Consider the following 14,607-nt stretch of genomic DNA (forward strand, 5'->3'; position numbering starts at 1 on the left):
GTTATTAGCTCATTATTCAATCTTTAAGACTGAATTTGACTGAAACACTGGCAGTAATGGTCTGACTGCCTGTCAAAGATGCATGTCCTTCTGGACTTGCATCACTCATCATTGCTTTTGCATACATAGGTCGATAATGATTACTTGATTGTTCTCTGATCATTTGTAATTTTTCTATTTTTCGCCCTGCTTGCTTTGCCATTCGTTGTGCTTTTTCCTTGGCATGACTAATAGCTTTCTATAATGCTTGTTGATAGTACTCATCTCTTCCCTCAACACTCATTGACAAAGAAGAGATATGACTGACATTTATTTTAATAATTTGAGTTAGAAACCTGTCGTATTCATCAATGCTGTTAAATTTCACAGTAATTTGTCGGCTTAGTTCAAATAATGGACGTTTATGCTCATTCACACTAGTCGTTTGCTGATTAATACTTTGCCCATCAATATACACACTGCCTTGCCTAGTCTTGTTAACCTCAATGCCTTGTACTTGAATTGATGGTTTTTCTTTTATTATTCGCAAGTTAACTCGAGCGGAAGTAATATTTCTTTCCTTTACTGATAGACTTTTCGCTGCATTGACAACTGAATTACTTTTCTTATCGACTAGTGCTTTTAATTTAGTCGGCACTCTACCACGTTCAGTAATGGTCAACGTTAATGAAAACTGATCTGGGATAACGATGACACTGCCTTGTCCCGAAACTTCTATCCCGGAGTCATCAAAAGAGAAAGCTTTGCTTGGTAGCATTATACAAACTAAGAGTGCCGAGTAAGAGCTAATTTGCTTGAGGTTTAAATGTAAATTCAATAAATTATTGCCTGGCGAACGAATAAGAGATAACAAATGCATGTTAATACCTTAATTGATTAGTTAAATGGGTTGACTTGTAGCCTGTAAAATAATGGTAAGAATAGTTTGCATCCTTTCAATGCAGTAATGAAGTTAGGATTCAGCCTGACATCATTACTGCATTTATCACTATAAAAGGCTAGGTAACGTTTATTAGGATTATGGGTAAAGAACAGAGGTCTATCTCTAATTCTCTGTTTTATTAATAAAATTTAGGAAATCTTCTTTTTCACTTTTATTAGCTTTCTGCCACCAATACTTAAGCATGGGGACAGTGTCTACTTTATTGATGACTTGACTATTAAAGTCTTGCTTATCTGGCATGCTTGCTGTGCCATTATCTTGAACATTAACCGCTGGAGTTGCTAATGTCGTTACCACTTTAGTCACCTGTAGCCCTAATTTGTAATCACTTAGCGTTTCTAGCTCTAAAACCAATTCTTGTTTAACCTCATCGGTCAAAATCAGTTCTGGATTTTTAGCAAAGCGTTCGGCCGAAGCTAAATCACTAATTTTGCTTGTAGATAATAATAATTCTTGCTGATTGGTCACAACAAATTTAACGACGAAATAATCAGACTTTACCAGCCTATCTTCACCCATATCTAAATCTTCAAAAACATCTTTATATTGTATGACTAAAGCATGCTCCCCTTGAGTTAAATCAATCGTTTGCTTTTTTGATAAAAAACCATGTTCAACAGCTTTATTATCAACATCACGCAATACTAAGTTATCGGTAACGGTCAATGAAGCGGCGTTAACCTTAACAGCAACAAAACTGCATAACAGAATAGTGGCACAGAAATAACTTACTAGTGAATTGTTCAAAAATCTTACGGGGTTGGTCATTGTAGTCAAGCTCGAATCCTTTATAGCGATGAAAAGTAATTACTCTTTATAAACTGCCTAGCGAATAAATAAAAGTAAAAAGATGTCAGAAAGGTTAGACATTTGTCCAACCCCATGCGTATTATCCATGCAAGTTAAAAGTATTGAGCAAACATGGATGGCAAGAAACTCGACATTAACAACGCTTTTTCTAAGTACCAAAAGAAATATTGGGCGATTAATTCGTCATATTGTTAAAACTGACGATATCGATGACATAGTTCAAGAAACCTTTATTAAAACTTATGAAGCTGATTTAAAACAAGAGATTAAATATGTTCGTAGCTATATGCTAAAAACGGCTAAAAATCTCGCTTTAAATCATGTTGCTCGTTGGGATAATAAATATAATGATTCTTTAGAGGATTTTGCTCAGCCACCTGTTCAATTAACTAGCCGTAAAATTGAAGACGATTACGAAAGTAAAGAACAGTTCTTATTTTTTTGCCGTGCAACAGACCAGCTATCTGGGTCAGTGCGTAAGTGTTTTATTCTAAAGAAGGTTTATGGTTTAAGCCAAAAAGAGATTGCTAGCTATTTAGATTTAAGTGAAAGCACTGTTGAGAAGCATATAGCGAAAGGTCTACTAAAGAGCACAAAATATATTAAACGAATGAACCTTGATCATGGTGATGTGAGTGTAAACAAGAACATAGCCAGCAAGTAAAAAACAGTTTTGAAATAGAGTATTAAGAATGAGTAATGTCAGCCAACTTTTCGGCGAAGATAAAAAACAACAAACAAATAGCAATAACGATGAAGACAGTATCCAAGACCTCGCTTGCCTTTGGATTAGTCGTATGGATAGAGGCTTAAGTACCGCAGAAAAACAGCAACTTGTTGAGTGGTGTAAGCAAAAAAGCCAACATTATAATGCACTTCTTGAAATGGCTTCTTATTGGGATGATTTAAGTGTTTTGAATGAATTAAGTGATTTATTTCCGTTAATTCACACAAAAATAGATAAAAGAAATAAATACACTGCAATTGCGCTAGCAGCTAGTGTCACCATCATTTCTCTTCTCGGTATCAATACATTCCTCGATAAATCATTTTTACCTTATTTACCTTCTCAACATGAACAAAGATTAACATACACTGACACCTTAAAAGCTGATGTAGGTAAACAAGCAATCTTTACCTTACAAGACGGCTCTCAAGTACAATTAAATACAAATAGTCTGCTCGAAGTAGATTATAGCCCTACAAAACGTCAACTGACACTCGTCAGAGGAGAAGCGCGTTTCGACGTTGCTAAAGATACAAATCGACCATTCACTGTTACCGCAGGTGAGAAATCCTTTACTGCTTTAGGTACGATATTTAATGTCCAAAAAAATACCGACCAAGCTATGGAATTAGTTGTTACCGAAGGAAAAGTATTAATCACCAAAGCAATGACTTCAGTAAGCGATATTAAAGACTCCTTACTCTCTGTTTCTACATCGATAAAGCCAGATAATTTAGAAGCAACCCTGGTTATTTCGGGTGAAAAAGCAGTAATAGCTGAAAACTCAGCTTCACTGGTGAATACGCCTATAGAGAAAATATCTTTAGATCAGATTAATCGAGATCTGGCTTGGCAACAAGGCATGCTTATTTTTGAAGGTGAGCCTTTATCAACAGCATTAGCAGAAATTAGTCGCTATACCTCCAGTAGTTTTGAGATCGTTGATAGCCAACTCGCAGAACTTACTGTCGCTGGTTATTTTAAAGCAGGTGACATTGAAGGGCTATTAAGCTCTTTACAAAGTAGTTTTGGTATTGATTATCACAAAAACTCTCACGGTACTATTTTACTTACCAGCAAAGAATAATTCCCTAGCTACTCCTGTAACCAATTTTATTTCCCTGATAAATAGCTGGTATTTTTACTGGCTATTTCCTCATACATAGAACAAGATGAAAAAAACAAAAAAATAAATTAGAGGAATTCCCCTGCTTAGTTGTTTATTACTATTGCACAGTTGGCGAAAAAATTTTCGTCTGAATCAAGACTCGTTTAAACGTGCATCGTTATTTACTATCATTTTACAAGTGATGTTCTTAACAATGGATCACGCCAATGCGGAGACACTGATTCGCTTTGATATTAATAAACAACGAGCTGATAAAGCTTTAATCGCATTTGCGCAAAAGGCCAATCAAACCATTCTATTTTCTTTTGATTTAGCCAAGCAATATCAAGCAAATACATTAAAAGGTTTTTATCCTGTCAACTCAGGCCTAAAAAAATTATTAAATGGCTCTGGTCTAATCGCTGTTGTTAATACCTCTGGTCAACTGAGCATTCAAGTTGATTCACATAATAAGAGAGATATAACAATGAGAAATAACAACATGCATGCCGCCCTGATACCCGTGTTACTAGGTACAGCCAGTCAAACCGCATTAGCTCAAGAACCTGCACAAATACAAGAAGAAGAGGTAGAAAAAATATCGATAGTTGGCAGCCGAGTAGCTGGTCGCTCCGTCGAAGACTTACCAGTTCCGGTTGATATTTTATCTGCTGAAGCACTCGCAAATACGGGGCAAACAGAAGTTGGCCGAATGCTGCAGTCCATAGCCCCATCATTTAACTTCTCGAGCTCATCTATCAGTGATGGTACCGATGCCTTACGTCCGGCAACTTTACGAGGACTAGGACCAGATCAAACCTTAGTATTAATCAATGGTCGTCGTCGTCATCAAGCTAGCTTAATACATATCAACACATCCGTTGGTCGAGGCACAGCGGGCACTGATATGAATGCTATTCCTGCAGCCTCTATCAAACGCATTGAAGTATTGCGTGATGGTGCTGCTGCACAGTATGGCTCTGATGCAATAGCCGGTGTTATTAATATAGTGCTTAACGATGCCGAAGAAGGTGGTAAAGTTGCAGTATCTTATGGTGAATACTCTGAAGGAGATGGAGAAACAACCAATGTCGATATTTCTAAAGGCTTTAGCTTAGGAGATAATGGTTACCTTAATACTACGCTTAACTTTAGAGACCGTGGTTTCACTAATCGAGCAGGTTTGCATGGCTCATGTCAATTTGCTGGCTGTGTAGAGCAAGCTAATGGTGATTTATTACTCGGTGATCCAAGAGAGGCCACATCGACACGGTCCACGTTTAGAATTGGTGATGCTGATTCCAGCCAGTTTGGTTTAACCATAAATACGGGTTATGCCTTAGGTGATGGGGAATTATACGGTTTCCTGACTTATTCAAACCGAGATAATGAATCTGCAGCATTTTTCCGTCATAATAATAATAATGGTGGTAATGCACCATTGCAGGATGGAGATGCAACAATTCCTGCTGGATTTTTACCAAAAATCAACACAGATATAAGAGATGTTTCTTATAACTTTGGTTATCAAACAGAGTTTTCTGATGGATCATCTTTAGATTTTTCATATACCTATGGTCAGAACAATATTGATTATGTCACCAGTGACACGATTAACTCTTCTTTTGCTAATTCATTGCGCTATAACTCAATGTTAAGTGCTGATGAAATTAGATCATCAATTCCACGCCAAGCATCAGCTTACGGTTTAGAGTTATCTTTACAAACATTAAACCTAGATTATACCCAAGATTATGAATACTTTTCATTAGCCATGGGCGCTGAAATTAGAACTGATGAGTTCAAAGTAACCGCTGGAGATGAATACTCCCATCGAGATTACGATACCGATGAATTTGGTAATAGTCTATACCCTGATGATCGCTCTGCTGGCACGCAAGGCTTTGGTGGCACAGCGCCAATGCAGGCGGTAGATGAAACCCGAGATGTCATCTCGTTTTATGTTGACGCTGAAACTGAAGTTACTGAGGATATTCTCGTTAGTGGTGCTGTACGGTATGATGATTATGAAGGATTTGGTGACAGTACTAATTTCAAACTAGCAGCAAATTGGTCGGTAACTGAAGATATCGCTATTCGTGGAGCTATGAGTACCGGCTTTAGAGCACCATCAATGCAACAACTCTACACTGATAATATCAGTACACAGTTTCAAACTGACCCGTCAAATCCTGGGGGTGATCAAATTGCTGTGCAAGTGGGCACTTTTCGTAACGATTCAAACTTAGCTAAAGCCATCGGTATTCCTGAATTAAAAGAAGAAGAAGCAACAAACTTTAGCTTGGGAACTGTCATCAATATCAGTGATAACATCAACTTAACTATTGACTGGTATTCTATCGATATTGATGACCGCATTGTCTTAAGTAACTCATTAGGTCAAGGGTTGTCACCTGCTTTAGATGCAGCGCTTATTGCCTCTGGTGCCGGAGCTGGCCAGTTCTTTCTTAATGGTGCCGATACTGAAACAAGGGGCGTTGATATCATTGCTACATGGGATACTGAGCTTCTTGGTGGTGATTTTAATTTAACGGCAGCAGCTAATTTTACTGAAACCGATGTAGTAAATATCTATACGCCGCCAGATAGTGCGCTGGGCGGCATTGATCCAAGTGATGTGTTCTCAGAGCAAGCTATTTCTATTATTGAAGAATGGCAACCTCAAGATCGTGTCAGCTTAAGTGGCTTATATACCATTGGTGATGTCAGTGTTAATTTAGCCTTTAATCGTTATGGTGAATACACTGTTACCGATGGCGGTACTCAAACCTACGGGGCTGAAGTATTAACTGACTTACGTGTTAACTATCAAGTAACAGATAGCTTATCACTTAACGTTGGGGGAAATAATTTGTTTGATGTGTACCCTGACAAAAACACCATAGGTAACTCACGTTCAGGTACAATCGTCGATGCTAGCGGTAACGTCGTAGTGTCAAGTCCTGGTGTATTTACCTATTCACGTCGTTCTGCACCTTTTGGCTTTAATGGTGCCTTTTACTATGCTGGCGCTGAATTTACTTTCTAACGTTAACAGCGCGTAGATCAAAAAAGCGCAGAGTAATCTGCGCTTTTTTATTTTAAGGTGGTGACCCACCCTAAGTAAAATTAACGCTATTCAAACACTGGAGGCACTCTTACCCAACCTTCCATTAACACTCGAGCACTTCTGCTCATACTCACTTTTTTCACTGTCCAGTTACCTTCAACACACTCAGCTTGTGCGCCAACCTTTAACGTGCCCGATGGATGACCGAAAGTGACTTCGTTTCTTTCTCCGCCACCTGCCGCTAGGTTTACCAAGGTGCCAGGGATCGCAGCCGCAGTACCAATCGCTACAGCAGCAGTTCCCATCATCGCATGATGTAATTTACCCATAGAAAGTGCACGCACATGCAGGTTAATATCATTAGCAGCAATATCTTTGCCACTTGAAGACGTGTAAGCCTGCGCTGGAGCTACAAACGCCACTTTAGGGGTATGCTGACGAGATGCCGCTTCAGAGATATCTTTAATCAAACCCATTTGTACTGCGCCATAAGCACGAATAGTTTCAAAACGAGCTAAGGCTTGTTCATCGCCATTTATTGCTTCTTGAAGCTCAGTCCCGGTATAGCCTATTTCATCTGCATTTAAGAAAATAGTAGGTATTCCAGCGGTTATCATGCTCGCTTTAAATGTACCAATGTCAGGTACTACAAGATCATCTACCAGGTTACCAGTCGGGAACATCGCCTCACTTGGGTCGACGGGGGCAACAAAGTCTACTTTCACTTCTGCAGCAGGAAAAGTTACGCCGTCTAGTTCAAAATCACCGGTTTCCTGCACTTCACCATTGGTGATTGGAACATGGGCAATAATTGTTTTGCTGATATTTTTTTGCCAAATTCTGACTTCGCAAATACCATTTAATGGCACTCTATCAGCATTGACTAATCCTGAACTAATTGCAAATGAGCCTACCGCCGCAGTAAGGTTACCGCAATTTCCGCTCCAATCAACAAACGCTTTATCAATAGCTACTTGTCCAAAGAGATAATCAACATCGTGATCGGCTTGCTCTGATTTTGCCAATATTACCGTTTTACTGGTACTTGAGGTTGCCCCACCCATACCATCAGTTTGTTTGCCGTATGGATCTGGGCTACCAATAACACGTAATAACATATTATCGCGCGGTTCACCTGGTACCTGACAGCTTTCGGGTAAATCGGTTAAATTAAAAAATACACCTTTAGAAGTCCCACCACGAATGTAGGTAGCAGGGATTTTAACTTGAGGTTCGAAAGCCATTTGCTCTCTCCTTTTGTTTTTTAAAAAAATGGCGCATTATCTTTCATAAGAAAATGCGCCACTTTTAAATTAAATCAATAAAGTTTGATGTCTAGACGAATTATTTATATTAATAGCAAGATGACTGCACGGAGCTTGGTTTACCAAGTGAGTACAGCCAACGCAGCTATCATTAGAAATAAACGTTTAGGCATTAGACTTTAAGAAATCAGTTGCGAATTTTTGAAGTACACCGCCACCGTTGTACACGGTAACTTCTTCAGCTGTATCTAAACGACACTTCACAGGAATTTCAACAACGTCGCCATTCTTACGTGTCATTACAACAGTCATCGCACCACCTGGTGCTGTAGTACCGATAACGTCATAAGTTTCAGTACCGTCAATGCCGTAAGTATTACGTGTATCACCCTTGGTAAATTCAACCGGTAACACACCCATACCAATTAAGTTAGTACGGTGAATACGTTCAAAACCTTCTGAAACGATAACTTCAACACCTGCTAAACGTACACCTTTTGCAGCCCAGTCACGTGATGAACCCTGACCATAATCAGCTCCAGCAATAATAATTAAAGGCTGTTTGCGTTCCATGTAAGTTTCGATAGCTTCCCACATGCGAGACTCTGTACCCTCAGGCTCAATACGTGCGAGTGAACCTTGTTTAACTTCGCCATTATCATCACGACACATTTCATTGAACAATTTCGGGTTAGCGAATGTTGCACGTTGTGTAGTTTCATGATCGCCACGGTGAGTTGCGTATGAGTTAAAGTCTTCGTGTGGCACACCCATTTTATCGAGGTAAGCACCTGAAGCACTGTTCAACTGAATAGCATTTGACGGTGATAAGTGATCGGTTGTGATGTTGTCACCAAGTACCGCCAATGGACGCATACCTTTCATGGTCCGTTCACCTGCTAAGGCACCTTCCCAATAAGGCGGACGACGGATATATGTACTTTTAAGATCCCAGTCATATAAAGGGCTTTCTGCAGGCTCAAACGCGCCTAAGTCAAACATTGGCGTGTAGATTTTTTTGAATTGCTCAGGTTTTACTGCAGAGGTAACAATTGCATCAATCTCTTCATCTGATGGCCAGATATCTTTTAAGGTAATGTCATTACCCTTTTGATCTTGACCAAGCACGTCTTTTTCAATATCAAAACGCATAGTACCGGCAAGCGCATAAGCAACCACTAATGGCGGCGAGGCTAAGAACGCTTGTTTGGCGTGTGGATGAATACGGCCATCAAAGTTACGGTTACCTGATAATACGGCGGTTGAATATAAATCGCGGTCAATAATTTCTTGTTGGATTTTCGGATCTAATGCACCCGACATACCGTTACACGTAGTACATGCATAACCTACAATACCAAAACCTAATTTTTCCATTTCAGCTAATAAACCCGCTTCTTCTAGGTAAAGTTTTGCAACTTTTGAACCCGGAGCGAATGAAGACTTAACCCAAGGCTTACGAACTAAACCTAATTCGTTTGCACGTTTTGCAACAAGACCGGCAGCAACAACATTACGAGGGTTGGAGGTATTTGTACAAGAGGTGATTGCTGCAATAATTACAGCGCCGTCCGGCATTTCGCCATTGGCTTCTTGTGCTTTACATGCATCTAAATCTTTAGCGATGTCTTTTGCCACAAGATCAGCTGTTGCTAAACGACGATGTGGATTTGATGGACCCGCTAAGTTACGACACACTGTTGATAAATCAAATTCAATAACACGTGGGTATTGTGCTTCAACTAAATCATCAGCCCAAAGTCCTGTGTGTTTCGCATAAGTTTCAACAAGCGCAACTTGTTCTGATTCACGACCGGTTAGTTTTAAGTAATCAATGGTCTGTTCATCGATGTAGAACATACCTGCAGACGCACCGTACTCCGGTGTCATGTTTGAGATAGTTGCGCGGTCACCAATGGTTAAATCTTTAGTACCTTCACCGAAGAACTCTAAGTAGCTAGATACAACTTTTTCGTTACGTAAGAATTCAGTGATCGCCAGTACCATATCGGTTGCTGTGATACCTGGTGCACGTTTACCCGTTAATTTAACACCAATGATATCAGGTAAGCGCATCATAGATGGGCGACCCAGCATTACTGTTTCAGCTTCTAGACCACCAACACCAATGGCGATAACACCTAAAGCATCAACGTGTGGTGTATGAGAATCGGTACCAACACACGTATCCGGATAAGCAACGCCGTCACGTGCTTGAATAACTGGCGACATTTTCTCTAAGTTAATTTGATGCATAATGCCGTTACCAGCAGGAATGACATCAATATTCTTAAACGCTGTTTTTGTCCATTCAATAAATTTAAAGCGGTCTTCGTTACGACGGTCTTCAATATCACGGTTTTTCTGAAAAGCATCAGAGTCAAAACCCGGTGCTTCCACTGCCAAAGAGTGATCTACAATAAGCTGTGTTGGTACAACAGGGTTAACTTTTGCTGGGTCACCACCTTGATCGGCGATAGCGTCACGAAGACCGGCTAAATCAACTAAGGCTGTTTGACCTAAAATATCATGACAAACTACACGCGCAGGATACCACGGAAAATCAAGCTCTTGCTTAACATCAATAAGTTGCTTTAATGACTCAGTAAGTGCCGCAGGATCACATTTACGGACTAATTGCTCAGCTAAAACACGTGAGGTATAAGGTAGTTTTGCATAGCTACCAGGGGTAATTGCTTCAACCGCTTCACGGGTATCAAAAAAATCTATATTCGCGCCAGGAAGAGGTTTGCGATAATCATAATTCATAAGTTAATCCAGGAAATATCAAATAAAAGAATTGTCAAATAACATATACCCGTTACCAATCAAGCTATTCATGTAAAGGGGTTATAACTGCCCTTTGAATGGTAACGGGTATACATTGCTTAAATCTTTAAAAGCTCTATTAAGTATTGGTATTTGCCACAGCTTCATTCACATCGATGAAGTTGTGGCAAAAAACCAGTTTCGACTATCTCTCAGAGATAGGCTGAACCTTACGTGGCTCTGCACCCGTATAATCGGCACTTGGGCGAATAATACGGTTATTAGAGCGCTGTTCCATTACATGTGCGGCCCAACCTGTTAGACGTGAGCAGACGAAGATAGGCGTAAACAACTTAGTTGGAATTCCCATATAGTTATAAGTAGAGGCATGGAAAAAATCAGCGTTACAGAATAATTTTTTCGTGTCCCACATAAACTCTTCACAAGCAACAGAGATATCGTAAAGTGAGGTATCACCATTTTCAGCTGCTAACTTTTCTGACCAAGCTTTGATAATGACATTACGAGGATCTGACGTACGATAAATTGCATGTCCAAAACCCATAATCTTTTCTTTACGCTCAAGCATTCCCGCCATTTGTTCTTTAGCATCGGCAGGCGAAGTGAATTTTTCGATCATATCCATAGCAGCTTCGTTAGCACCACCGTGAAGAGGTCCACGTAACGTACCAATTGCACCCGTAATACAAGAGAACATATCTGATAAGGTTGATGCACATACACGCGCAGTAAAAGTAGACGCGTTAAATTCATGCTCTGCATATAAAATTAATGAAACATCCATTACACGTCTATGTTGTGCAGATGGGGTTTCACCATTTAGTAAACGTAAGAAGTGACCACCAAGTGATTCTTCATCAGTCGTACAATCAATTTCAACACCGTCATGTGAATATTTATACCAGAAACACATGATTGCTGGGAACGCTGCTAACAAACGGTTAGCGGCTTTGTTTTGCTCTGAAAAATCAACTTCTGGTTCAACATTACCTAAGAAAGAACAACCCGTACGCATAACATCCATCGGATGAGCTTCTTTAGGAATAAGTTTTAAAACGTCTTTTAATGCTTGAGGAATATCACGCATCGCTAGTAATTCAGCTTTGTATTCTGCTAATTCACCTACTGTTGGTAATTCACCGTTAAATAATAAATAAGCAACTTCTTCAAAGGTAGCATTATCCGCTAAATCTGAAACGTCATAACCACAATAGGTTAAACCACTGCCTGATTGACCCACAGTACAAAGAGCCGTTTCACCTGCGCTTTGACCACGTAAACCTGCACCACCAATTTTTTTCTCTGACATAATTCTTTCCTCATTCTTTAAAATTTTTATAGGTAAATTACTTATTCTTTCCATCAGCAAATAACGAATCTAGTTTTTGCTCATAATCGTGGTAACCAAGGTAATCATATAAATCCATGCGTGTTTGCATGTTCTCAATTTCAGCTTTTTGATCACCATCATTTAATAGTGTTCTATAAACAGACTCTGCTGCTTTATTCATGGCACGAAATGCTGATAATGGGTAAAGCACCATCGCACATCCCCACTCACCTAACTGTTCTTTATTCCAAAGTTCTGTTTGACCAAATTCAGTGATATTAGCAAGTACAGGAACGTCTAAAGCTTCAGTAAAAGCGCGGTAATGCTCTTCCGTTTGAATTGCTTCGGCAAAAATACCATCAGCACCAGCTGCAACGTATGCTTTAGCACGTTCAATAGCAGCTTCTAGGCCTTCTTGAGCAAAAGCATCGGTACGAGCCATGATGAAGAAATCAGGATCTATACGAGCATCAACAGCAGCGCGAATACGGTCTGCCATTTCTTCTGTGGTAACAATTTCTTTATTTGGACGATGACCACAGCGTTTTTGCGCTACTTGGTCTTCAATATGAACCGCGGCAGCGCCTGCCTTTTCCATGTCACGGATAGTTTTAGCTATGTTAAATGCACCACCCCAACCTGTATCAATATCAACAAGTAAAGGTAAGCTTGATGCGCCAGTAATTCTTTGTACATCCGCAATAACATCATTTAATGACGTCATACCAAGATCTGGTAAACCATAAGAAGCGTTAGCTACACCGCCACCTGATAAATATATAGCTTGATGACCTATTTGCTCAGCCATCATTGCGCTGTACGCATTGATTGTGCCGACAACTTGTAGTGGTTTGTTATTTACTAACGCTTGGCGAAATTTTGCGCCTGCAGATAATTGACTAGCCATGATATATTTCCTCTTAAGACTTGATAAGTTGTATTTTATTTTGCTCTTTTTGAGCCATTTCTTTTGCTATTTTATTTTCGATATTTTTACGTGATGCTGCGATATGACGTCTCATTAGCATTTCTGCCAATTCTCCATCCCTATCTGCAATTGCTTGGATTATGCGTGAATGTTCATCAAAAGCACGACTCGCTCTCGGGCTATTCATACCAAATTGACAACGATACATACGAATTAAGTGATATAGCTGGCCACAAATCAATTCAATTAATTGTTTGTTATGACTACCTAAAATAACCTTATAATGGAAATCAAGATCACCCTTTTCTTGATAGTAAGCTACGCCATCTTGTAGTGCTTTATCACCAGCATGCTGTGTTAGCATGTCTTGCATATGCGCTATCTCTTCATCAGTCATGTTCAGTGCCGCTTGGCGACATGCCATGCCTTCGAGTGCTTCTCTCGTTATATATAACTCAAGTAAACCTTCTATAGTGCAATTAACAACCCGTGAGCCAACATTAGGCTTACGTTCTATTAAATGACATTTCTCTAAGCGATTTAACGCTTCACGCAATGTAGAACGACTTATTTGGTAATGCTTGGCAAGTTCGGGTTCACTAATTTTACTGCCTGCTGCCATCTCGCCTTCAACAATGGCAAACTGAAGTTGTTCAAAAACCTTGTCTGCCGTAGTAACGGCGGCTTGTTTGGTTGGATTTTGTAAAAGCATAATGTGCCTTATAAACCTAAATAAAAACGGTATGGTAATGTTGTCTAACTATGTAAAATTGTCGACAAACATAATAATATGAATCAATAATATCTGAAAACATGAATTAATCAAGTAGACTTAAGTATAATTGTCGACAATTTTTAATTTAGGAGTGAAGTGAAGTAAAAATACAGCAATATATAAAGATAATCAGAAAGTATTGTTGACTGCATATTAACTCACAAACAGCGTCAATCATTCAACGCTGTTAAGATTAATGCTACAGATTTGTTCGTTTGCGAGTGTTTAACAAAACCAACCGGCTATGATTTTAAAGCAACAGCGCATGTTAATCAGGCCCCTGCTTTTAGTAAGGCGAAACTAAAATGAAGAATTAGGTTGTGTCAAAAATAAAATCTCTTCATCGCTAGACTGCCGATTTAAAATAATATTACGATGGGGGTAACGACCAAAGCGTTCAATAATGTCCTTATGTTTTCTTTCAAATTCAAGATTACTTGCTATGCCATTCGCCTGATAAAGTGTAATCGCTTTTTCGTGGATAACTAATGATTCACTGTGCATAAAAGGCATATATAAAAAACTATTTTCCAACGGACTTAGTTTTTTATCTGCCTCGTCAGCAATGGCTTCTTGCGCTAATGCTAAGGCAATACCGTCATTGGCAAAAGCTTGTGGGGTATCTCTATACATATTTCGTGAAAATTGATCTAATACAATAACTTCTGCCAGCCGCCCTTGAGCTGTTTTGCGCCAATGCACTAATTCACATTGTTTTGCCGACTGATGAAGCTCAGAAAACCTTGCCGTTATCTCTCTATCAAAGGTAATATCTTTAACCCACCAACGAGAAGGTTCTATTTCTTTAAACCAAAAATCAATTACTTCCTGATAGTGCATCTTATTTCCCCTCTATTATAC

The 14,607-nt window shown here is 39.4% G+C and carries 10 protein-coding genes and 1 pseudogene; 3 read left to right on the forward strand and 8 right to left on the reverse strand.

Going from position 1 to position 14,607, the window contains the following annotated elements; genetic code table 11:
• Positions 1-16: 16 nt before the first annotated feature.
• Positions 17-859 (reverse strand): annotated as a pseudogene (locus ND2E_RS22175) (SIMPL domain-containing protein).
• A 186-nt stretch (positions 860-1,045) separates the two neighbouring features.
• Positions 1,046-1,711 (reverse strand): YccT family protein, encoded by a 666-nt coding sequence (locus ND2E_RS10900; RefSeq protein ID WP_033093875.1) that lies wholly within the window; start codon positions 1,709-1,711, stop codon positions 1,046-1,048.
• A 157-nt stretch (positions 1,712-1,868) separates the two neighbouring features.
• Here ND2E_RS10900 and ND2E_RS10895 point away from each other — a divergent pair, with 157 nt between their 5' ends.
• The 3 genes from ND2E_RS10895 (at position 1,869) to ND2E_RS10885 (ending at position 6,637) form a co-directional block, all read left to right on the forward strand.
• Positions 1,869-2,417: an RNA polymerase sigma factor gene (locus tag ND2E_RS10895; protein WP_033093915.1), complete on the forward strand. Its 549-nt coding sequence runs from the start codon at positions 1,869-1,871 to the stop codon at positions 2,415-2,417.
• 28 nt (positions 2,418-2,445) lie between these two features.
• On the forward strand, positions 2,446-3,567 hold the full coding sequence (locus tag ND2E_RS10890) for a FecR family protein (protein WP_033093876.1): 1,122 nt from the start codon (positions 2,446-2,448) through the stop codon (positions 3,565-3,567).
• A gap of 223 nt (positions 3,568-3,790) precedes the next feature.
• Positions 3,791-6,637 carry a TonB-dependent receptor plug domain-containing protein gene (locus ND2E_RS10885; protein WP_033093916.1) on the forward strand — a complete coding sequence of 949 codons (2,847 nt, stop codon included), beginning with the start codon at positions 3,791-3,793 and terminating at the stop codon, positions 6,635-6,637.
• A gap of 86 nt (positions 6,638-6,723) precedes the next feature.
• Here the strand turns inward: ND2E_RS10885 and prpF are convergent, their stop codons facing one another.
• The 6 genes from prpF to ND2E_RS10855 form a co-directional block, all read right to left on the reverse strand.
• Positions 6,724-7,902: a 2-methylaconitate cis-trans isomerase PrpF gene (gene prpF, locus ND2E_RS10880; protein ID WP_033093877.1), complete on the reverse strand. Its 1,179-nt coding sequence runs from the start codon at positions 7,900-7,902 to the stop codon at positions 6,724-6,726.
• A gap of 186 nt (positions 7,903-8,088) precedes the next feature.
• The gene (gene acnD, locus ND2E_RS10875; protein WP_033093878.1) at positions 8,089-10,692 is read right to left on the reverse strand and encodes a Fe/S-dependent 2-methylisocitrate dehydratase AcnD; all 2,604 of its coding nucleotides are present in this window, start codon (positions 10,690-10,692) and stop codon (positions 8,089-8,091) included.
• A gap of 205 nt (positions 10,693-10,897) precedes the next feature.
• Positions 10,898-12,022, reverse strand: a complete 1,125-nt coding sequence (prpC, locus tag ND2E_RS10870) for a bifunctional 2-methylcitrate synthase/citrate synthase (protein WP_033093879.1) — start codon at positions 12,020-12,022, stop codon at positions 10,898-10,900.
• A gap of 37 nt (positions 12,023-12,059) precedes the next feature.
• Entirely contained in the window at positions 12,060-12,950 is an 891-nt protein-coding gene (prpB, locus tag ND2E_RS10865) for a methylisocitrate lyase (protein ID WP_033093880.1), read from the reverse strand.
• Positions 12,951-12,963: 13 nt separating this feature from the next.
• Entirely contained in the window at positions 12,964-13,683 is a 720-nt protein-coding gene (locus ND2E_RS10860) for a GntR family transcriptional regulator (RefSeq protein ID WP_033093881.1), read from the reverse strand.
• 363 nt (positions 13,684-14,046) lie between these two features.
• Positions 14,047-14,586: a DUF924 family protein gene (locus ND2E_RS10855; protein WP_033093882.1), complete on the reverse strand. Its 540-nt coding sequence runs from the start codon at positions 14,584-14,586 to the stop codon at positions 14,047-14,049.
• Positions 14,587-14,607 lie beyond the last annotated feature (21 nt).

This window comes from Colwellia psychrerythraea (genome assembly GCF_000764225.1).
GTDB classification, from domain to species: domain Bacteria; phylum Pseudomonadota; class Gammaproteobacteria; order Enterobacterales; family Alteromonadaceae; genus Colwellia; species Colwellia psychrerythraea_D.